Genomic DNA, 21,266 nt, shown 5'->3' on the forward strand with positions numbered 1-21,266 from the left:
TTCTACTGAATCCTATACTGTATGTGTATTGGGAGTAAGATTTGTCAGATGGTTAATCGTGCAGAGCATGTTTAGGCACAATTAAGTAGAGAGAAGGAGATTGACAATGGATCATCGGATATACAATGTTGCTATTATCGGCTACGGGGGCATGGGCAGCTATCACGTCAAATTGATGGAATCCGAGCCGCAGGTTGCCGTTATCGGCGTATACGATATCGTGGAGTATCGGATGGACCTGGCCGAAGCCAGTGGCCATAAGACTTATCCAAGCCTGGAGGCCGTTCTGGCCGATGAGTCCGTGGATGTGGTTCTGATCGCCACGCCTAACGACGTTCATAAAGAGATTGCGATTAAAGCGCTGCAGGCCGGTAAACATGCCATTTGCGAGAAACCGGTTACGATAACCAGCTCCGATTTTATGGATATTGTCGAAGTAGCGAAACAGGAGAACCGCTTGTTTTCGGTGCATCAAAATCGCCGCTGGGATGAAGATTTTCGAATTGCCAAAGAGATCATCGACAAGAAGACCTTGGGAGAACTGTTCCATTTGGAATCCCGGGTTCAGGGAGCCAACGGCATTCCCGGCGACTGGCGCCAGCTAAAGGCTTACGGCGGAGGTATGCTGCTGGATTGGGGCGTACATTTACTGGACCAACTGCTTCTGATTACGGACAGCCAAATTGAAAGCGTTGCTGCTACGTTAAGTTATATTTTGGGTACCGAAGTGGATGACGGCTTTTCCAGCTACATCACGTTCAAGGATGGCTTGACGGCACTCATTGAAGTGGGGACGACCAACTACGTGAAGCTGCCGCGCTGGTATATCAAAGGGACGGAAGGTACCGCAGTAATCAGAGATTGGGATTTGAGCGGGGAGATTATCACCCGGAATCCGGATGTTGCCCACGTTGAGCCGAAACCGATTCAAGCCGGCCAGGGGTTGACCAAGACGATGGCGCCGCCGTCCGAAGAGTCCACGCTTACCCTCCCGATTGAGAAACCGGCCCCTGCAGCTCAAAGCTTCTATGCCAACTATATTTCCGTCATCGAAGGAACATCGGAACCAGTAGTAAAGAACGAGGAAGTACATCGTGTACTGGTGCTGATCGAGACGATTTTTGAGGCGGCGGCAACCAAGAGCGTGATTCATAGAAGTATCTAAAGTTCGTGATACAATGGAAAGTTGTAGCTGATGATGCAAGACCCGGTTCAAGAGAACCGGGTCTTGTTGCTTCAAGCAGGCTTAGAAATGACCCTTATGAGTCGGTCGGGACGATCGGATTGGCCTGAACAGAATTGAGCTGAATGGAGTTAAGTGAAGCCGAAACCCGACTAATCGTCCGTCGAAGACTGGTTGAGCCAAGGGGAATCCATACTTAACGGACACCGCAGACCTTATTGAGGCGAAAATCATCTATATAAAAACCTAACGGACGCCACAGCCCTTAAAATGTCCAAAAAGCCTTGATGAAGGACAATTTACGGCGGTTAGCGTCTCCTATGTCCGTTAGCTTCCCGGGATCCCCGATTCTGAGCAGATAAGGGCTTCTGTGTCCGTTAGAATTTGAATTTCATCGCGTCATAAGAGAGGGAGCTCCCCTATCTAATTTTCATATACTCATAGCATTTCAGCAGGATTTATCGGGAGAGAGGGAGAATATAAACGAATATAAACCCTATAGAAGTACTCTATCGCGATCCTCTGGTACAAACAGAGGTTTTTCTTTACTATAACTTGTGATTTTATTCACAATAATATCGACATCAACGGTCCTAAAGGAGCAGCAAACATGAAAATCGGTGAATTTGCCAAAAAAAACAATATTACGCAAGATACGATTCGCCATTATATCGATCTGGGGCTCCTTGTTGCGGAAAAGCAGGGCTCCCAGTATAGGTTTACGGAAGAGGATAGCGGAGATCTCGAAGAGATCGTGAAGCTGAAGCAGCTGGATTTTTCGCTGACAGAAATTCAGGAGATTCTGTGCTTTTACCGGCTCGAGGGAGAAAAGTCGAATGACTTTAGAAGTTTTTACTTATCCCTGTTGGAAAGAAAAAAGGAACAAGTCCGGCTCGAGCAATTAAAATTCCAAGAGATCGATGGACATCTAAAGAAACGGATCCATGAGCTGAAGATGGATAAAGCAAGCATACATAGAAAAATTGGATTTCCCATATCCTCTACACCGCTTTTGCAATGCCCTGAATGCAAATCAGCCTTGGACATTAACGGGGGCACGATTGAAAGAAACATGCTGATGGAAGCCGAATTTCAGTGTGAATGCGGGTATATTTCATACATCGAGGATGGAATTTATGTAGATAAAGCGGCAGTCGGCAAAAAGAAGAAGATTCCGCCGAAACAAGATTTCCTGGAGGCTGCTTCACCCAAGTACATTAACTTTTTGTATAACGGAACGTCTACCTTAATCGATTACATTCAAAATCACGGAAGCCAATCCGGATATATTATGGAGCTGGACAATTGCGTCGGCCGGTTTTTAATGCAATACATTGAATTTTTGCCGAAAAGCTGTACTTACATTCTTATTTGTCATGACAAAGAGCGTATTAGTAATATGAAAAATAACATTGAGCTTCAGCAGGAGCATAGCAACATTATCTTCTTCTGCTGCGAATTGGACCGATTGCCCTTTGCTCCTGCGTCGATCGATATCATCGTCGACCATTGGATGAGCAAAACCTATGCCAAAACCGCGGACAGGGATCTGATGGATATCGTCTCTCCGTTCCTGAAACAAGAGGGGCTGCTCGTGGGAGCCTATCCTCACTTGGGTCCGTATTGCAAGGATTATCTCCATGTTCCGTTGGAGCTCAGAGACCTTTTCAATTGGGACAAAATGCTGTGTAAATTGCAACAATTGAATTTTACGGAGCTGGATGTCTCGGAGTTGGGTCCGATCACTGAAGATAATCCGTATATCGACATTCAAGGAAAAGAACAATATCTGACTTTGTACGTAGGCAAGAAAAAGGCCAATTTTGATGTGTTTTGTTCGGGTGTCCAACAGGGAGTCAAACTGAAGCATAATAGAATATCTTGAAATGTCGGGTTAACCCCAAATTTTCGATTTTTACGCGTTTATTCACGTGCATAATTTCACAAAGTCATATTGACGTCGTCATAACCCCAGCATATAGAATCATGATTATATTCATGAGTTTTATAAATCAAGGGGGAACAGGACATGAAAATGAATGCGAAAAAGGTAGGCTTTTTGCTGCTGGGGCTTCTAATGGTACTGAGCGTATTCGGCTGCTCCAAATCGGAGACGGCCAAGAACTCGGGGGCGGAGGCGGCATCGGCTTCGGGCAAGTATAAACCGGGCACTTATACGGCAAAGGCTGCCGGTAACAATGGGGATGTTACGGTGGAGGTCGTGTTTGACGAGAACTCCATCATTTCCGTGACTGTGAAGGACAACAGCGAAACGGAAGGGCTTAGCGATAAAGCCCTGGAACGCATCCCGCAGCAGATTGTGGACGGGCAAACCTTGGCTGTGGACATGGTGTCCGGCGCATCCAATTCATCGAAAGCTATTTTGGCTGCGGTTGAAGACTGCGTCAAACAGGCCGGCGGAGATGTAGATGCCCTTAAGGTTGCAGCCGTAACCGAGGATAAACCGCATCAGGAAAATGAGTTGACCACGGATGTTGTCGTCATCGGCGGTGGCGGGACAGGCTTGGCAGCCGCCGGGTCGGCTTTTGAGAACGGAGCGAAAGTCATCGTGCTCGAAAAAATGGGTACTTTGGGCGGATCTACGGCGTTATCCGGCGGAGCGATTGGGGCGACGGGCACGCGATTCCAGAAGGAGCAAGGCATTGAGGATTCGCCGGAATCATGGCTGAAGCTTTGGAAGGAACGCCAGAGTACAAGCAATCCGGACGGTAAATATCCGGATTACGACCGCGTGAGCAAATTTATGGACGATGCCGTGGATACGACCCATTGGCTGGTCGATTACATGAATCATAAGTACGTGAACGTGGCCGGCTTTGGCGTCGACCCTGTGGCTCGCCTGCATTTCCCTGAAAAGAGCGGTGCGACTATAATTGCGAATATGGAGAAAACGCTGAACGATAAAGGAATCGATATTTTAACAGAAACCAAGGCAACGGAATTATTGACCGATGACAAAGGCAATGTGGTAGGCGTCAAAGCTGAGAATGCCGAAGGAACGCTGACCGTTCATGCCAAGAAGGTCATCATCGCCACCGGCGGATTCGCCAGAAGCGAAGAGCTTATGAAGCGTTTCCTGCCGGAATTCGTGGAAGTGATGGACGTATCTGCGTCGGCGGCGGGCAGTACGGGCGACGGGATTGTGATGGCGGAAAAGTTAGGGGCAGCGCTCTATGAAGATCCGTGGATTATCGGCCTGGGCATAGCGGCTCGCGTTCCAGAATTGCGCGTCCTTGAATGGGATCCGACGAAGATGTATGTGAATGAACAAGGCGAGCGCTATATGAATGAAAACAGTCATTACGCCGTCGTGACGAACAAGGCTGCCGACAACGGGCAAGTTTGGGTGGTCATTGACTCAAGCGAAGCCAATGCTGATGTGATCAAATCGATTGAAGGACAGCTACCGAATGATGAAATCGCGGTCGGGAATACCGTTAAAGAACTGGCTGCCGCGATGCAAGTTCCGGAAGCGGCTCTTATAAAGACAATGGATACGTTCAATGAAGGCGTGGCTTCCGGCCAAGATTTATTCAAGAAAGACGCAAAAATGCTGGTATCCGTAAAAAAAGGGCCGTTTTACGCGTTCAAGTTCTATCCAAGAACCATGGGGACTTTCGGAGGCGTGAAGGTGGATGAGAATTATCGGGTTCTTAAAGAGGACGGCTCGGTGATCAATAATCTCTACGCGGGCGGTGAAGCAGCGAACCGTTACCTGTATAACCAGGTTTATATGACCGGCAGCGCAGTTCAATATGCCTTAACTAGCGGTCGCCTAAGCGGAGAACATGCCGCTAAAGCAGCCATAGACGGGGAGTAACCCCCTGCAGGATCCCTCTAAAGCATGGAGCAAACGCTCCGTGCTTTTTTGAATTCCGAATAGTTTGATGGAAAAATAATCATACTTCAGATAATTAGTGTCGGCTGGAAAGGGGTTCCTGGGGATTGAACAGCAAGGCTCGCGAAGACGGTACTGGGCTTACCGGAAAACTGGAGGAAGATCTGGCCTTGTTCCAAGGGAAGATGGAACGGTGCTCGGATGTGGAATACCATAAATTTACGCTGCAGTCCGGTAAACAGGGCTATCTCATTTTTATTGCGGGCATGACGGATGATACGAGACTGCAGATGGAAGTTATTGATCCGTTAAGCCGGATGGAATCGGAGCAGGATTTATCGGGGACTCTGAAGACGGCCGGGAACGGGGGAACGCCAAGGATTTGTCCGGAAGCTCGTCGGATGCCGGGCAGTTAAGGACAGAAATGGAATTGGAACAGGGACTTACCGCCTTATGCAAAGGGGGTACGATAGCGATCCTGGACGGCTGCCGGAAGATCCTTCTCGTCAGCTTAAGCAAATGGGAGCAGCGATCTGTTGAGGAACCGGCTTCCGAACCGGTCATTCGCGGTGCACGGGACGGGTTTACGGAAAGTCTGCAAACGAATACGACTCTGATTCGCAGGCGGTTAGCTACCCCGGATCTAAAGGTGGAGTCAATTCAGGTAGGCACCTTGTCCAAAACGGATATGGAGCTGGTCTATCTGGATTCCGTAGTCATGCCGGGGTTAGTGGATGAAGTCAAACAACGGATTCAAAGAATTGTAATAGATACCGTATTGGAGAGCGGTTATATCGAAGAACTGATCTGCGACAACCCTTTCAGCGTGTTTCCGCAAGTCATCAATACGGAAAGGCCGGATCGTGCGGTCAGCGGCATCGTGGAAGGCAAAGTGGTCATCCTTGTAGATAATACTCCTTTTGTTTTGGTGGTACCTGGATTATTTGTTGAAACGCTGCAGGCTAGCGAAGATTATTATCAAAATTATATTTTTTCGACGATGACCCGTTTTCTGAGATTGGGCCTCGCGATCGGCGCGTTGGTGTTTCCATCCATTTACATTGCCTTAACGACCTTCCATCAGGAGATGATTCCGGCCAGCCTGTTGCTTAGCATCGCCGCCTCGCGGGAGGCGGTGCCTTTTCCGGCCCTTATCGAGGCGATATTGATGGAGGCCTCTTTCGAAGGATTACGGGAGGCCGGCATACGGCTGCCTCGGCCAGTGGGGCAAGCGGTGAGTATCGTAGGCGCCCTGGTGATCGGCCAGGCCGCCGTTCAGGCAGGCATTGTTTCGGCGACGCTGGTCATCGTCGTTTCATTTACCGGGATCGCCTCGTTTATTTTCCCTATCTACAGCCAGGGATTAGCTTTTCGCGTTATGCGTTTTCCTATGATGCTTCTGGCGGGATCGTTGGGCCTGTACGGCATATTCCTGGGCCTGCTCGTTCTCCTGATTCATCTGGTTAAGCTTCGTTCCTTCGGGGTTCCTTATTTGTCGCCCATCATTCCTCTGCAGGCCGCCGGATTAAAAGATGTATTCGTACGTTTTCCATGGTGGAGCATGAAGGAGCGCCCCTTGCAGACCGGAAAGGCAAACCTTCGGCGGATGAAGGGGAATATGAGACCACGGCCTCCCAAATCGTAAGAACTGCCGGTGCCCGAGATATTTTCTGAAAGGAACACATTATGCGAAAAGCGGCTATTCTTCTGTTGATAGCGACCATGTCGATGAGCTTGACGGCTTGCTGGAGTAATCGGGAAGTCAACGATATCGCTATCGTTTCGGCGATCGGGATAGATAAAGGAAATAACGGGAACATCAGGCTCTCCTTGCAGCTGGCAGTTCCTCTGCTGATAGGAACAGGTTCCTCGCAAGGAGGAGCGGGGACAACTAAGTTGGCCGATACCTCCGGCTGGGTCGTCTCCGAGGAGGGGGCTACCGTCATGGAGACGTACCGGAGCATCCAGCAAAAGCTTCCTCGTCAAATTTTTTTCTCCCACTCAAGAGTCATTATCGTCGGCCATAGTATGGCCGAGAGCGGAGTAAGCCAGGTTCTAGATTTCTTTGAACGTTACCGGGAATCGCAGATGAAGAGCTACTTTGCCGTTTCGGCCACAACGGCTTCCGATGTATTGAATTATCTGCCAAAATTCGAAAGGTTGTCTTCAGAGGTGATTTTTGAGGAACTCAAGCGGCGTGTACTCCCTACGGTCCGGCTGGTCGATTTCCTGAACGCCTTGCAATCCGAGGGGGTGGAGCCGTTTGCGCCGATTCTGGAAATTACCGCATCCGAACGCGGAGACAGCAAATATAAAAACCTGGTCATATCAGGGAGCGCCGTCTTCAAAGAAGACAAAATGATTGGCAGGCTCAATGATAATGAGGCGCGGGGCTTGCACTGGGTTCTCGATACAGTTAAAGAGGGCGTAGTGACGATAGAAATTGAAGAGGGCAGGCGCAAAGGAAGAATCAGTGCGGAACTGGAGAAGGTGAATGTTTCCCGAAAAATGAAGATAGGGGAATCCGGAAAAATGGAGGTAAGGCTTCATGCCGATGTAAGTGCAAATATTTATGAAAATACCACGGACATGAATCTGGAAATTTCAAAAAACACGAATTATGTAATTGATTCATTAAAACATGAAATAGAAAAAAGAATCACGGCATCCATCCAAAAGGTGCAAAGGGAATTGAAAAGCGACATTTTCGGATTCGGGCAGTCCATTTACCGCAGATATCCCCGTGCCTGGAACAAGACTTACCGGGAGCAATGGAACACCTTGTTTTCAGAGATGGAAACCAAGATCGATGTGGATGTCAGGGTACTGCGCAACGGTCTTACAAATAAAACAATAAAGATCAGCGACAACGAGGTGGAGCAAAGATGACGCGGATTTCGAAATATGAGATGTTTGCGCTATTGGCGTTGTTTCAATTGGGAACCACACTTATATTTGGTTTTTCTTCCGATGCGGGACGGGATGCCTGGATAGCTTCGGGGATTTCCACATTATTCGGCGCAGGACTGGTGCTGATCTATCTGTTTATTTTCAAGGCAACCGGAGGTTTGACGCTGGTGGAGTGGTTTCCCTGGATATTCGGAAAATGGTTGGGAGCGCCGCTGGCCTGGCTCTTTCCGTTGCTGTTTATTTATAATGCGGCGCGCATCATCAGCGATGTCCGGTTTCTTTTTCCGGTAACCATCTTGAACCGCACACCCGATTGGATTATCGGATTTACTTTCTTGGGCGTAGTTATCTATGCTTTGCTGGGCGGTATAGAAGTGATCGCAAGACTGGCCGGTTTTTTTCTTCCGTTGATCTATATATCGCTAATTATGGAAATCACTTTGCTGGCCACTTCAGGGACGTTTCACTTTGCCAATCTGCTTCCCGTGGCTGGAGAGGGGTGGGGACGAATCTGGAAAGCCGTTTGGCCGCTCGGCCTCATGCAAACGTTCGGGGAGAGTATCGAGTTTGCAATAATTTGGAGTTATGTAGCGCAAAAGAAAGGATTAGCGCTTTGGACGGCAGGAGGAACCCTATTAGCAGGCTTCAGCATTGCGTTGATGGATTTGTTAGCCGTTTCGGGTTTTGGAGAAATGGCGTTTCAACAAATGATGTATCCGGCATTTGCTCTGCTTAAGTTGTCCAATATCAATTATTTCGATAACCTGGATGCGATCGGCATTATTTATTTAGTGGTGAACGCCTTTATTAAAATGTCGCTGCATCTTTTCTCGGCAGCCGTCTGTTTGCGTTATTTAATTGGGGGGAAGAGCGAGAAGCCCATGGTCGTGACTGCGTCCCTTATGGCCTTGTTCGTATCTATGACCATGGTGATCAGCTTTACGGAGCATTTGCAGGTGGCGAAGCAAGTCATCCCCTACCACGTATGGGTTCCTATGTTTCTTGTATTGCCGGGCATTGTGCTGCTCGCTTTACCGGTTAGAAAATGGATCGCGGGGCTCAAGACATGATCAGACACTTTTTTTCCTGGGAATCCCGTAATCTTCTTGTCGCGCCTTGGAAGTTTCAGCTTACGCTGCTGGTTGGAGCGCTGCTCGGCTCCGTGATTACCTGGATTCGATGGAAAAAGAAAAGCAAGAAACGGAATTAGGACGTGACTGATGCGATAAGTATGACTCTTTTTTCGTCGATAAAGTTACGGCGGTATGTGTGAGAACGGGGTTGGGGACGATATAACCGGAATCGATGATTCACGAATATGCCGGTAAAAATATACGAGTTAATGCCATATGCCCGGGGTATGTCGAGTCCGGAATGGTTAATAAAGAAGCCCTTGGCGATTTTTACGATGGTCTTGTTGCAAGGCATCCTATAAGAAGACTCGGCCGGCCGGAAGAAATCGCGCATGCCATTGTTTTTTTATGTGAAAATGATTTTGTAACCGGCACTTCATTACTTGTCGATGGAGGCTATACGGCGCAATAGACTGCACGCTCCCAAATAACTCAAACCACAAAAGATTGCAGGGTCACCGGAGAGGCTCCGGTTTCTCTTCAGTCTTTTTTATTTATCGAAAAATTTTTAGCCAGGATTGACAAGATGGAAATAGCTGCATATAATACAATTAACAAAACGTTAAATGTTAAAAGTTAAAAATGGCAGAAAGGAATCTTGGCTAATGTCGAATGAGCAAGCAATGCAGCAATACGATGTGAAAAAATATAGAACCCCGGACGGTTATACTTCGGATATCGCGGTATTCTCGATTTTGCCCGAGAAGCGGGAAATGTTTAAACCGCCTGTCATGGATCTCAAGCTCATGCTAATCAAGCGGAGTATGACGAACAGCGAAGGCAAGCTGAATATTGAAGCGGGAAAATGGGCTCTGCCCGGCGGATTCGTCGACCCGGCCGAGACCGCTTTTCAATCGGCTCAGCGGGAGTTAATGGAGGAGACGGGGGTAGAGAATATTCATCTTGAGCATTTCGGGGTATATGATGCCCCAGGACGTGACCCGCGCGGATGGATCATTTCAAATGCCCATTTTGCCATCGTACCTGAACATCAGCTTGCCAAGCGTCAGGCGAACGATGACGCAAGCGAGGTAGAGCTGTTTTCCGTAAAAGAGGTTCTGAAGCTTGATCTGGCCTTTGACCATGCGGAGATTATCCGGGATGCGATTTCAGTAATCCGGCATAAGCTGCTTGAAACGACAGCGGCGAAGGACTTCTTGCCGTCAGAGTTCACTTATTCCGAGCTTCAAGCCGTGCTTTTGACCGTGACGAATGATTCAGCCATCTCTCTCGATGCCGCTTTTGCCAGAAAAATAAAGTCGCTGCCCTTCATCCGGGAGATCACCGGGAAGAAGACGACGCGGACTTCCAAAAAGCCGACCCAGCTCTACCGTTTTATTGATGCTGATGTGAATACATCGCTTTACCATTCCAGAAAGTAAATTCTTGATAATCATTTAGGGGAGGAAACGAAAATGATGAAGGAAATGAATGTGATCCATCGGGCTTTGATTAATATCGACTATACGTATGATTTTGTCGCCGAGGACGGCGCATTGACCTGCGGGGCTCCCGGGCAAGCCATTGAAGGGCCGATCACGGATATTACCCGCGAGTTTATACAGAATAATGATTATGTAGTTTTCGCCATCGATCTTCATAAGCAGGGAGACACGCTGCATCCTGAAACCAGACTGTTTCCGCCCCATAATCTCGATGGAACGAAGGGCCGTACGCTTTACGGGGAACTTGATGCTTTGTATCAGGCTAACAAGACCGCAGCGAATGTCTATTGGATGGATAAAACAAGATACAGCGCGTTTGCGGGCACCGATCTGGAGCTCCAACTCCGCGCAAGGGGAATCACGGAGCTCCATCTGGTTGGAGTATGCACCGACATCTGCGTGCTCCATACGGCGGTGGATGCGTACAATAGGGGCTTTGACCTGGTGATCCACGAAGCTGCGGTTGCAAGCTTTGATCAGGAAGGCCATGCCTGGGCCTTGCGCCATTTTAAAGGATCGCTTGGTGCGGATATCCGACCCCATCATCTGAAGGAGGAGTTATAATGAGCTACGCTGACGACAGTCTTGCCCTGCACACGGATAAATATCAAATCAATATGGCACAGGCCTACTGGAAGGACAATATTCACCAGCGTAATGCGGTGTTTGAAGTTTATTTTCGTAAAATACCGTTCCAGAACGGTTATGCCGTCTTTGCCGGATTGGAGCGGGTGATCCGTTACCTCTCGGAATTCCGCTTCACGGAGAGCGATTTGGCTTATTTAAGAGAAGAAGGATACGGCGAGGACTACCTTGCTTATCTTGAAGGTATTAGTTTTACGGGAAACGTGTTGTCGATGCAAGAAGGGGAGCTCGTATTCGCCAATGAACCGATTATGCGGATTGAGGCTCCGTTGGCGGAAGCGCAGTTGATCGAAACCGCGCTGCTCAATATCGTCAACTTTCAGACGCTGATCGCTACGAAGGCTTCGCGGATCAAGCAAGTGATCGGAAACGAAATCAGCATGGAATTCGGAACCCGTCGGGCGCAAGAAATGGACGCCGCCATTTGGGGAGCGAGAGCCGCCTACCTTGCGGGATTTGAAGCTACCTCGAACGTAAGGGCCGGCAAGCTGTTCGGAATTCCTACCGTAGGAACGCATGCCCATGCGATGGTCCAGGCTTACCGTGATGAGTATACAGCTTTCCGCAAATATGCGGAGTGTCATAAAGATTGCGTATTTTTGGTCGATACGTACGATACGCTTAAATCGGGTGTGCCTACGGCGATCGAGGTGGCCAAGGAATTTGGGGATAAGATCAACTTCAAAGGAATTCGTCTGGACAGCGGGGATTTGGCATATCTGTCGAAGGAAGCGCGGAGAATGCTTGATGAAGCGGGCTTCCCCGAAGCGGAAATTTACGCGACCAACGATCTCGACGAGCTCACGATTATGAACCTGAAAGCCCAAGGAGCGAGAATCGATGTGTGGGGCGTCGGCACCAAGCTGATCACGGCCTATGACCAGCCCGCTCTCGGAGCGGTCTACAAGTTGATTTCCATCGAGGATGAACATGGAGAGATGGTCGATACAATCAAGATCAGCTCGAATCCCGAAAAAATATCGACGCCCGGCCGGAAAAGAGTATTCCGCATCATCAACAAAGGCAACCGGAAGTCGGAGGGCGATTATATCGCTTTGGAGCATGAAGAACCTCAGCAGGAGGAACGCCTCAAGATGTTCCATCCCGTTCACACGCATATCGCCAAATTCGTAACGAATTTCGAGGCGAGGGATCTGCATCAGATCATTTTTGCGGATGGAAAGCTGGTTTATAAGCTCCCTTCGCTGCAGGAAATCAAGCAGTTTGCGGCAGAGAACCTGAACGTATTGTGGGACGAATACAAGCGGCTGTTGAATCCGGCCGAATATCCGGTCGACCTCAGCCAGGAATGCTGGGACAATAAAATGAAACGGATTGAAGAGATCCGCCAAAAAGTGAGCGAAAACATGCAAGCCTGAGAAGGGAGACCGGGCTATGGGGAAAATCGGAATCTACGGATCCTCCTTCGATCCGATTACGAATGTGCATCTTTGGACAGCCAGCACGGTTGCCCATCGCTGCAAACTGGATAAGGTCATTTTTCTGCCATGCTCCAATAAACGGCCGGACAAATCGATGAATGTCAGCGATGAGCACCGTTGGAATATGATTTTGCTGGCCATTGCAGGGAATGATAAATTTGTCCCGGACGATTATGAAATGAAGCAAGCAGGCTGGGAAATCGCCACCTATTTGACCTTGCAGCATTTCAAGAACAAGTTTCCGGACGACGAAATCTACTTTATTATGGGCGCGGACCTGCTGCTTGATATCGGAGCCGGGAAGTGGAAGAAGTCAGAAGAGTTGATTCGCGAGAACAAGTTTATTGTCATGGCAAGAGACGGAATCAACATGCTGTCGGCGATCAGCAAATCGCCGATTCTCCGAAATGCCGATGACGGTCATACTTTTCATCTTATTGATAAAGGGTTAGCCATGGAAATCAGCTCCACCTATATCCGGGAAGAGTTTCGGCTTGGCGGGGAACCCCGGTATCTGGTACCCGACAATTGCTATAGTTATATTAAGAATCATCAATTATATAAATAGAGAGGAGAAGGAACAAGATGAATACACAAGAACAAATTATCGGGGCGTTGCAAGTAAAACCGGTGATTGATGTCAAAGAGGAGATCCGCGAGCGTATCGATTTTCTGAAGGCGTATTGCAAAAAAGCGGGAGCAAAAGGGTATGTGCTGGGAATCAGCGGAGGCCAGGATTCGACGCTGGCGGGACGACTCGCCCAGCTTGCGGTCGAAGAGCTGCGGGCAGAGGGACTTGAGGCGACGTTCTACGCCGTCCGTCTCCCCTACGGAATCCAACGGGATGAGGTGGACGCTAAGGAAGCTTTGGAATTCATTCAGCCCGATGAATCGTTCGAGTTTAACATTCAGTCCTCGGTAGATGCCTTTGCCGAACAATTCGCGGCGATGGCTGGCAGCGGGATGTCGGACTTTAACAAAGGAAACGTCAAAGCCAGAATGCGGATGATCGCTCAATATGCGATCGCCGGAGAGAAGGGATGCCTGGTGATCGGTACGGATCATGCGGCGGAGGCCATCACCGGCTTCTTTACGAAATTCGGTGACGGAGGTGCCGACGTTATGCCGTTGACGGGGCTGACCAAAGGACAAGGGCGGGAGCTCCTAAAGGAGCTGAGTGCCTCGGAACGCTTGTACTTAAAAACGCCGACGGCGGATTTGCTCGACAACAAACCGTTGCAAGCGGACGAAACGGAGCTCGGATTGTCTTATGAGGTGCTGGATCAGTACCTTACGGGCAAAGAGGTTGAACCGCAGGCGAAGGCCAATATCGAAAAGCGGTATGCGGTGACGATGCACAAACGGGAACTTCCGGCTACGCCTTTTGATGAATGGTGGAAGTAAGCAATTAACATATAAATGGTACTCCCGAAAAGGGGCCTTAACCCGGAAAGTATGCGGTACGATACTGCCTGGGGGAAAGGCCCTTTTCTTTTTTGAACATTTTGGAGAACAATAACGGGTCTTCGTAACCGACCGATCTGGCGATGTCGCCGATCGAAAGCAGGCTGTTGCCCATTAATCCGCAAGCCTTGTTCATCCGGAAAGCAATTAAATATTCCTGAATGCTGGAACCGGTCCGGGATTTGAAAACAGCGCACAAATAGCTTCGATCCAGCCCGACAAAATTGGCGATTTGGGAAATGCTGATTTTGTTTCCGTAATTGGTGCCGATGAAATCAACCACTTTATTCACATACTTGTCCTGACGATCGTCCTTCCTGGACTCCGGGGCATGGGGCGGATTGGTTTCGGCCATATGGGAGAACAGCGAGTACAGGAGCGAGGTCAGCTTCAAATCGCGTCCGCTCGGGAGGGCTCTGGAATCATGCATTTGCCGGATACAACGCTCCACGATTTCGGGGGCGATACGATCCAGAATCGGAGATTCCATAGACAGTCCGGCCTGCCGCAAATAGCTTTCCGCCTGGATGCCTTGAAAGCCTGCCCAGGCATAGGTCCAAGGATCGGCGGCATCGGCCCGGTAATAAGTGACGGCTTCCGGAACGATGAGAAAGGCCTGGCCTTTTTTGAGGTGATAGGTACGGTTCCCCGTTTCGAAAATACCTTGGCCATCAAGTATGAAATGAATGAGGTAATGATCTCTTACGGCAGGCCCGTAATCATGCTGCGGCCAACACTGCTCTAATCCATATTGCGTAATATGCAGATCCAAAAATGAGGGGTTGCCTGCCAGGTATTCCATCATATTGATTCAGTCCTTTATTTTCGATCAAGTACAATGACATATTTAACGTACAATATTATCGGAAAATGTACAATCATCTATCATTATGCCATGTTTTCATAGTCATGTTCCATTTACTGCGGGGAACGCCCCGCTTTAAGATGGAGAGAGCACATTTCCTCAAACTATTTTAAGGAAAAGGGGATCAACCTTATATGGCTATTCGTTACTATGAACAAGAAGGAATTTTTCATCTGCAATCGGAGCGGATGAGCTATATTCTACAAATCGTAAACGGCTATCCGGCACACGCTTATTGGGGCAAAAAGCTGCGTATGGAAGAGCATCCGCAAAGTCTGATCAATATGGATGGCCCGCTTCTTCTGGATCGTCTTCCGCAAGAGTATCCGCAATACGGTTCGGGCGATTTCCGCAATCCGGCCTATCAAGTACGGCTGGAAGACGGATCAAGAATTACGGAGCTAGTATATCAGGGATACCGTATTATTGCCGGTAAACCGCAACTGGAGGGCTTGCCGGGTCTGTATACCGAGAGTGATGACGAGGCCGAAACTCTAGAGCTGGAGTTGAAGGATGAGTACACCGGTCTTGCGGTGACGCTCAGTTACAGCGTGTTCCGGCATTCTGACGCGATCGCTAGATCGGTCCGATTTGAAAATAAAGGCGGGCAGAGTCTTCAGCTTCTGAAGGCGCTCAGCGCGAGCGTGGATTTGCCGCGCTCGGATTTGGACATGATTTACCTGGCCGGCTCCTGGTCCCGTGAAGCGCATATTCAGCGGCGACCGCTGGGTCCCGGCGGAACTGTCATCGAAGGCCGTAGAGGCGGGATGAGCGGGCACCAGTTGAATCCGTTTATTGCTCTGGCCGAGCCGGGAGCGGATGAGGATCATGGGGAGGTTTACAGCCTTAGCTTTGTATACAGCGGAAATTTCGCGGCAGTTGCAGAAGTGGATTCCTTTAAATCGACCCGGTTCTCCATCGGTCTTAATCCGTTCGATTTCACCTGGGTTCTTGCGCCGGGACAAACGTTTCAGACACCGGAAGCCGTTATGGTTTACTCGGCGGACGGCTTGGGAGAGATGTCGAGAATGTATCACCGCTTGTACCGTACGCGGCTGAGCCGCGGCGTACACCGGGATCGGGAGCGGCCGATTCTAGTGAACAATTGGGAAGGCACCTATTTCGATTTTAATACTGAAAAGCTGATAGACATAGCAAAAGCGGGCGCGGAAATGGGCATTGAGCTGTTTGTGCTGGATGACGGCTGGTTCGGAAAACGGGACAACGACAGAACGTCTCTTGGAGATTGGACGCCGGATTTGAGAAAATTGCCGGGAGGACTGACGGAAGTCGCGGAAAAGATCAATGCATTGGGAATGAAGTTCGGTCTATGGTTCGAGCCGGAGATGATCTCCCCGGAAAGCGAGCTGTACCGCAAACATCCGGACTGGTGCCTGCATGTGGAAGGCAGACGCAGAACGGAAGCAAGATGGCAGCTGGTGCTGGACTACTCGAGGCCCGAAGTGCGCGAATATATTTATGAGACGCTGAGCGGCATCTTCAGCACGGTTCCGATTGCGTACATCAAATGGGATATGAACCGTAGTTTGACGGAGATCGGTTCGGCTGCGGCTGCACCGGAACACCAGTCGGAGATCGCTCATCGTCAAATCTTGGGTCTCTACGAGCTGTTGGAACGGCTGACCTCCCGCTTTCCTGATATTCTGTTCGAGAACTGCAGCAGCGGCGGCGGCCGATTCGATCCCGGCATGTTGTATTACATGCCGCAAACCTGGACCAGCGATGACACCGATGCGGTGGAGCGGCTGAAGATCCAGTACGGAACCAGCCTGGTCTATCCGGTCAGCTCGATCGGCGCCCATGTATCCGCAATACCGAACCACCAGGTGGAACGGATGACCCCGCTCAAAATGAGAGGCGACGTCGCGATGTCCGGGAATTTCGGCTACGAGCTGGATCTGACCAAGTTCACGGAAGAAGAAAAGGAGATCGTCAAGGAGCAGGTGAAGGAATATAAGGGGATTCGCTCGCTGGTACAGCAGGGCGACCTATACCGGCTGCTCAGTCCGTTCGAAAGCACGGAGTCGGCATGGATGTTCGTTTCGCCAGACCGGAAGGAAGCGATCGCTTTCTTTTTCAGAGTATTGGCCGAACCGCATCCGCCGGAGAAAAGATTACGCTTCAAAGGCTTGAATCCGGAGTTAGACTATTCCGTGGAGGGTTTGGACGGCGTATGGCCGGGTGACCGCTTGATGAACTTTGGGCTCGTGATCCCCGAACTGAAGGGCGACTACGCCAGCACGAAATTCAAGTTGAAGGCGGTTAAGCGTTAATTCGCTTCGTAATCAATTAAACAAAGTGAAAAGGATCAAGCGGAAGGGGAGCGATACCCCTTTGCTTGATCCTTTTTCTTTTAAGAATACTCGGGGAACTGAAGACATTCACATAAAATTGTCGTAATACCATACTCCGAAGAAGAACAGAATGCCAAAGACGCATAGGAGGGCAAATCCTCCTAAAATTAAGCTGATTACGGAAAGCCCGAATGCCTTTGCGGCTTTGCGCATTAATTGTTTCATTTGCTCTCCCCTCCTAATTGCATCATATATTATCGGTACTGAAGCATCAACGTTCGATGGCAAGTGGCAGCCCGGCCTTCTTTTTTCACCCTGTCCAGCATAACCTGTATAGATGTTCCGCCGTGGACAAAGCAGGGGGGATGAAGGAATGCTGCGGTTTAGAAGGGGATTTCGCAGCTGGAGAAGAGGATGGCATAGAGGGCGGCGAAGGGGGCCGCTTAGCAGGCGAAAGATTTGGCTTGTCGTCCTGGCCATTACGTTTATTGCCATTTTTCAGTTTTTTCAATATGTCGAGCGCCATATGAAGGAGCCGATCATGCATCTGGCGAAAATCCGGGTGAAGCAAATCGCCACGGAATCGATCAATGAGGCGATCACCTCGCAGGTCGCGAACGAGCAAGAGGTGGGGAACTTGATCGATTGGAAGACCGATGATGCGGGGAAGGTTTCGGGCTTCATGCTGAACTATTCCGCTCACATGCGAATTACTTCCGATACGATTCAGACGGTCCGGACCACGCTCGACGAGGTTTCCCGGTTATCGGAGCACATCCCGCTTGGGCAGGCGCTCGGCAGTCCGATTCTTGCCTCCTTCGGACCCGGGATTCCAATCAAGATCGAGCCGAAAGGCGACGTTAAGGTCGATTTAAACACCCGGCGGCAGGATGCAGGCATCAACAATATTTTAGTTGAGGTTTATCTGCGCGTACGCACGGAACTTGCCGTCGTGGTGCCTTTTGATATGGAGCCGCAGGCCGTGGAGACGGAGATTCCGGTATCTTATCTGCTCGTTGTCGGCGATGTCCCTATGTATTACTACGATGGCAAAGGGAACCCTGTCGGAGATCAGGCCGGTGCGCCGAATATCGCGCTGCCCGCAGTTCCGGAAGATGCGGGGACCAAGGTGCAATCCGATGAAGCGGAGAAGGACTCCTCCGGTACGGAGGGAGAGTCAGGAGATACGGGTAGCGGGAGTAAAGGCGACGGAAATACAGGGAGTGGCGAAAGCCCGGAACAGTCCGACAGTCATAAATAAAAAAGACGCCTACCAGGGCGTCTTTTTTATTGCAAAGGGCGGATCTATATGAAGAAGACAGGGCAGGGGTCACTTTTTAAGGCGGTCCGCTCTTTCCCACTGTCGTAGAAGAGGGTAGGGATTGAATGCCCATTCCGTCGTCCCGGTGTCCCGGTAAATTCCGTAATGAAGATGCGGCGCGAATCGTCCTTGGGTCCCGGGCGGCCCGTATCCGCTGCTGCCTACCCAGCCGATCGTTTGACCGGGTTCGACGACGTCACCGACCTCGATCTTTTTCTCGTAGCCTTGCAAATGGGCGTAGTAATGATATCGGTTATTTAAATCCCGAATACCGATCCGCCAGCCGCCATATGGGTTCCAGCCTTTCGTCTCGACGACTCCGTAACAGACGCTGCGGACAGGTACGCCATAGGAGGCGAATAAGTCGGTGCCTTCATGGGTTCGAAGGCCGCCCCAGCCCCGTCGGTCGCCCCATGTGTCCCGGAAGGTGTACACACTTTTTACGGGAAGAGGGAATGCGCTGGCCAACAGATCAACCCGGCCGTAGGTTTTATAGATTTTTGCAAACTGGCGAATTCTCGTTACCGAGGAGTCATTCTGGTAATAACGCCATAACGCTATGCGAAAATCCTCGTCCTCATACCCGAAGCTGCTAAGATAGGTAGCGAGTGTGAACAACGCATCCCGGTCGTTACTGGGATCCGCCGCTCCGTCGGCGGTGGCGTCCTTACCGAGACCGCCGAACAATCCGATCGTCGCGGGAACCGTATCCTCGGGATTGGGGTTAAGCGGCCCGGCCCAGACAGCGCCTTTGAAATTAAGGTCCACAAGCCGTTTTTTTGCGGACTCCGTCTTTTTTCGCGGGGTGATCGTGCGTTCATATTGATCTATCGCTGCAAGCCAGTACCAAGGAATCTGTGTCAGCATTCCGGTCTCTTGATACAGGGTCTGCCTTAGTTCGTGAATGCTCTTGCCGGCGGACGTTGCCGGTGTTCCGGGAGCCTTGGCGGCAGCCGCGCCAAAGCCGGGGACCGTCGACAGCGAGGTAAGCACCATAACGCAGATAAGGATGCGAATGATTTTACCGCCGGAAATAACAAAAGATCTCAAGGAAGATCTCCTCCTTTGGTTGGGTTGGCTGTCACTTAGGTTGATGCAAAGGTTGTGTTTTTATTCCAGTTTTAGTGCAGATTTCATAATTTTGAGGAGGCAGGGGAATTATGAAATTGGCGAAGCATCCAAAGATGACTTTTTGAACAACCTTTTAAAGTAGGTATTTCCAGTGAATTCATGATATAATAAATGGCGCTATAGCTTATTCCACAAGAAGGAAGGTCTCCAGATTTGCCAAAACCCGTGAGTGAACCTAAACCAGACTGGATTCGAATTAAGCTGACAACCGGAGATAATTATCAGGACATTAAAAATATGATGCGCTCCAAGACGCTGCATACCGTCTGTGAAGAAGCGCGGTGTCCCAATATATATGAATGCTGGGCTAACCGTACGGCCACTTTTATGATTCTGGGCGAAACCTGCACCCGTGCTTGCCGCTTCTGTGCGGTGAATACCGGAATGCCGACCGAGCTCGATCTGGAGGAGCCGAAGCGGGTAGCCGAGGCGGCCGAAAATATGAATTTGCAGCACTGCGTAGTGACAAGTGTCGCCAGGGACGATCTGAACGATGGAGGAGCCCGGATTTTTGCGGAAACGATTCATGCCATTAGAGGGCGTTTGCCTCTGTGCTCCGTGGAAGTGTTAATCCCTGATTTTCTCGGAAATGAAGAGTCGCTGCGAATCGTAATGGAAGCTAAACCCGATATTTTGAACCACAATATTGAAACGGTAGAACGGATGTCGGACCGGGTCCGGGCCAAGGCAAAATACCGTCGGTCCCTCGAATTGCTGCAGCGCGCCAAGGCGATGAAGCCGTCCATTCCTACGAAATCGAGCATTATGCTTGGGGTAGGCGAAGAATGGGACGAAATTTTGCAAGCGATGGATGATCTGCGTGCTGTGGATTGCGATATTTTGACGATCGGCCAATACTTGCAGCCTTCCCCGCAGCATCTGCGGGTGGAGAAATACTATACTCCGGAGCAGTTTGCGGAGCTAAAACAAGAGGGCTTGAAGCGCGGCTTCAGCCACGTGGAGTCCGGACCGCTAGTCCGCAGCTCCTACCATGCCCATGAGCAGGTCAAATCGGCGAAGAGCCATAAAGAAGGTGCATCCGCTTCCGTTTAGCGGGTAAGGAGGTATGGCGATTGATTCAAATCGGCGGCAAAAACTATGAACTGATTCAGAATTACAAGGATGCTTGGGATTTGGAAGCATTTAAGCAAAGATACAGTGAGGTCCTGGATAGATACGATTATATTATCGGGGATTGGGGTTACGAAAAGCTGCGCTTAAAGGGCTTTTTACGCGATAACCACCCGAAAGTAAATCGCGACACGGCTTACTCGGGCATTACGGACTATATCAACGAATACTGCAATTTCGGATGCAAATATTTTGTGTTGCAAAAGGTTAAAGAAAATTCCAAAGAAAACGTCCCGGCAGCAAAACAGCCGTCAGGCGAAGAAAAAACGGTTCCCGAATCTTGATCGGGGGCCGTTTTTTTATTACGGCTTTAGCCAGTTGAGCTCGCGAAGCGTGCGAAACAAAAAACCACCCGCTATGCGGGTGGAGGGATCGAAGGTTTGACCACCAAGACCATTCCGATAAAATTGAGATGTTCAGGC

The 21,266-nt window shown here is 49.9% G+C and carries 21 protein-coding genes and 1 pseudogene; 19 read left to right on the top strand and 3 right to left on the bottom strand.

Annotated elements, in window-relative coordinates:
* Nucleotides 1-106: 106 nt before the first annotated feature.
* From KB559_RS23545 to nadE, 15 genes and pseudogenes are all read left to right on the top strand, one after another.
* A complete protein-coding gene (locus KB559_RS23545) occupies nt 107-1,165 on the top strand; it encodes a Gfo/Idh/MocA family protein (protein ID WP_247682049.1) in 1,059 nt (352 codons plus the stop codon).
* A gap of 5 nt (nt 1,166-1,170) precedes the next feature.
* Nucleotides 1,171-1,293: a hypothetical protein gene (locus KB559_RS25415; RefSeq protein ID WP_282103198.1), complete on the top strand. Its 123-nt coding sequence runs from the start codon at nt 1,171-1,173 to the stop codon at nt 1,291-1,293.
* A gap of 500 nt (nt 1,294-1,793) precedes the next feature.
* The gene (locus KB559_RS23550; RefSeq protein WP_211025702.1) at nt 1,794-3,068 is read left to right on the top strand and encodes a MerR family transcriptional regulator; all 1,275 of its coding nucleotides are present in this window, start codon (nt 1,794-1,796) and stop codon (nt 3,066-3,068) included.
* Between the two features lie 144 nt (nt 3,069-3,212).
* Nucleotides 3,213-5,024, top strand: a complete 1,812-nt coding sequence (locus KB559_RS23555) for an FAD-dependent oxidoreductase (RefSeq protein ID WP_211025704.1) — start codon at nt 3,213-3,215, stop codon at nt 5,022-5,024.
* A gap of 125 nt (nt 5,025-5,149) precedes the next feature.
* Nucleotides 5,150-5,458 (top strand): spore germination protein, encoded by a 309-nt coding sequence (locus KB559_RS25420; protein ID WP_211025706.1) that lies wholly within the window; start codon nt 5,150-5,152, stop codon nt 5,456-5,458.
* 8 nt (nt 5,459-5,466) lie between these two features.
* Nucleotides 5,467-6,687, top strand: a complete 1,221-nt coding sequence (locus KB559_RS23565) for a spore germination protein (protein WP_211025708.1) — start codon at nt 5,467-5,469, stop codon at nt 6,685-6,687.
* Nucleotides 6,688-6,728: 41 nt separating this feature from the next.
* Nucleotides 6,729-7,931, top strand: coding sequence for a Ger(x)C family spore germination protein (locus KB559_RS23570; protein WP_211025710.1), 1,203 nt, complete (start codon nt 6,729-6,731; stop codon nt 7,929-7,931).
* Nucleotides 7,928-9,022 carry a GerAB/ArcD/ProY family transporter gene (locus tag KB559_RS23575; protein ID WP_211025712.1) on the top strand — a complete coding sequence of 365 codons (1,095 nt, stop codon included), beginning with the start codon at nt 7,928-7,930 and terminating at the stop codon, nt 9,020-9,022. Before KB559_RS23570 ends, KB559_RS23575 begins: the two co-directional genes overlap by 4 nt.
* Nucleotides 9,019-9,162 carry a hypothetical protein gene (locus KB559_RS23580; protein ID WP_211025714.1) on the top strand — a complete coding sequence of 48 codons (144 nt, stop codon included), beginning with the start codon at nt 9,019-9,021 and terminating at the stop codon, nt 9,160-9,162. Before KB559_RS23575 ends, KB559_RS23580 begins: the two co-directional genes overlap by 4 nt.
* 89 nt (nt 9,163-9,251) lie before the next feature.
* Nucleotides 9,252-9,497 (top strand): annotated as a pseudogene (locus tag KB559_RS23585) (SDR family NAD(P)-dependent oxidoreductase); the annotation flags it as partial.
* 193 nt (nt 9,498-9,690) lie between these two features.
* Complete coding sequence (locus KB559_RS23590; RefSeq protein WP_211025717.1) at nt 9,691-10,467, top strand: NUDIX hydrolase; 777 nt, start codon at nt 9,691-9,693, stop codon at nt 10,465-10,467.
* A 33-nt stretch (nt 10,468-10,500) separates the two neighbouring features.
* Complete coding sequence (locus KB559_RS23595) at nt 10,501-11,094, top strand: cysteine hydrolase family protein (RefSeq protein WP_247682050.1); 594 nt, start codon at nt 10,501-10,503, stop codon at nt 11,092-11,094.
* Entirely contained in the window at nt 11,094-12,554 is a 1,461-nt protein-coding gene (locus tag KB559_RS23600) for a nicotinate phosphoribosyltransferase (protein WP_211025719.1), read from the top strand. The genes KB559_RS23595 and KB559_RS23600 overlap by 1 nt, the downstream gene beginning before the upstream one ends.
* A gap of 16 nt (nt 12,555-12,570) precedes the next feature.
* Nucleotides 12,571-13,185, top strand: coding sequence for a nicotinate (nicotinamide) nucleotide adenylyltransferase (nadD, locus tag KB559_RS23605; protein WP_211025721.1), 615 nt, complete (start codon nt 12,571-12,573; stop codon nt 13,183-13,185).
* A gap of 17 nt (nt 13,186-13,202) precedes the next feature.
* Nucleotides 13,203-14,021: an ammonia-dependent NAD(+) synthetase gene (gene nadE / locus KB559_RS23610; RefSeq protein ID WP_211025723.1), complete on the top strand. Its 819-nt coding sequence runs from the start codon at nt 13,203-13,205 to the stop codon at nt 14,019-14,021.
* Between the two features lie 37 nt (nt 14,022-14,058).
* Here the strand turns inward: nadE and KB559_RS23615 are convergent, their stop codons facing one another.
* Entirely contained in the window at nt 14,059-14,883 is an 825-nt protein-coding gene (locus KB559_RS23615) for an AraC family transcriptional regulator (protein ID WP_247682051.1), read from the bottom strand.
* A 197-nt stretch (nt 14,884-15,080) separates the two neighbouring features.
* Here KB559_RS23615 and KB559_RS23620 point away from each other — a divergent pair, with 197 nt between their 5' ends.
* Nucleotides 15,081-17,240 (top strand): alpha-galactosidase, encoded by a 2,160-nt coding sequence (locus KB559_RS23620; protein WP_211025727.1) that lies wholly within the window; start codon nt 15,081-15,083, stop codon nt 17,238-17,240.
* A 108-nt stretch (nt 17,241-17,348) separates the two neighbouring features.
* On the opposite strand, the gene KB559_RS23625 is transcribed toward KB559_RS23620, so the two are convergent.
* Nucleotides 17,349-17,486, bottom strand: a complete 138-nt coding sequence (locus KB559_RS23625; protein WP_211025729.1) for a hypothetical protein — start codon at nt 17,484-17,486, stop codon at nt 17,349-17,351.
* A 148-nt stretch (nt 17,487-17,634) separates the two neighbouring features.
* On the opposite strand from KB559_RS23625, the gene yunB reads away from it, so the two are divergent.
* Complete coding sequence (gene yunB, locus KB559_RS23630) at nt 17,635-18,522, top strand: sporulation protein YunB (RefSeq protein WP_211025731.1); 888 nt, start codon at nt 17,635-17,637, stop codon at nt 18,520-18,522.
* Between the two features lie 69 nt (nt 18,523-18,591).
* Here yunB and KB559_RS23635 read toward each other — a convergent pair whose 3' ends face one another.
* The gene (locus KB559_RS23635) at nt 18,592-19,578 is read right to left on the bottom strand and encodes a M23 family metallopeptidase (RefSeq protein ID WP_211025744.1); all 987 of its coding nucleotides are present in this window, start codon (nt 19,576-19,578) and stop codon (nt 18,592-18,594) included.
* A gap of 288 nt (nt 19,579-19,866) precedes the next feature.
* Between KB559_RS23635 and lipA the strand changes: the two genes are divergently transcribed.
* Together lipA and KB559_RS23645 are read left to right on the top strand one after the other, a co-directional pair.
* On the top strand, nt 19,867-20,766 hold the full coding sequence (gene lipA / locus KB559_RS23640; RefSeq protein WP_211025734.1) for a lipoyl synthase: 900 nt from the start codon (nt 19,867-19,869) through the stop codon (nt 20,764-20,766).
* 20 nt (nt 20,767-20,786) lie between these two features.
* Nucleotides 20,787-21,128 (top strand): YutD family protein, encoded by a 342-nt coding sequence (locus tag KB559_RS23645; protein ID WP_211025736.1) that lies wholly within the window; start codon nt 20,787-20,789, stop codon nt 21,126-21,128.
* Nucleotides 21,129-21,266: the final 138 nt, after the last annotated feature.

Source organism: Paenibacillus sp. Marseille-P2973 (assembly GCF_018101095.1).
GTDB classification, from domain to species: domain Bacteria; phylum Bacillota; class Bacilli; order Paenibacillales; family Paenibacillaceae; genus Fontibacillus; species Fontibacillus vini.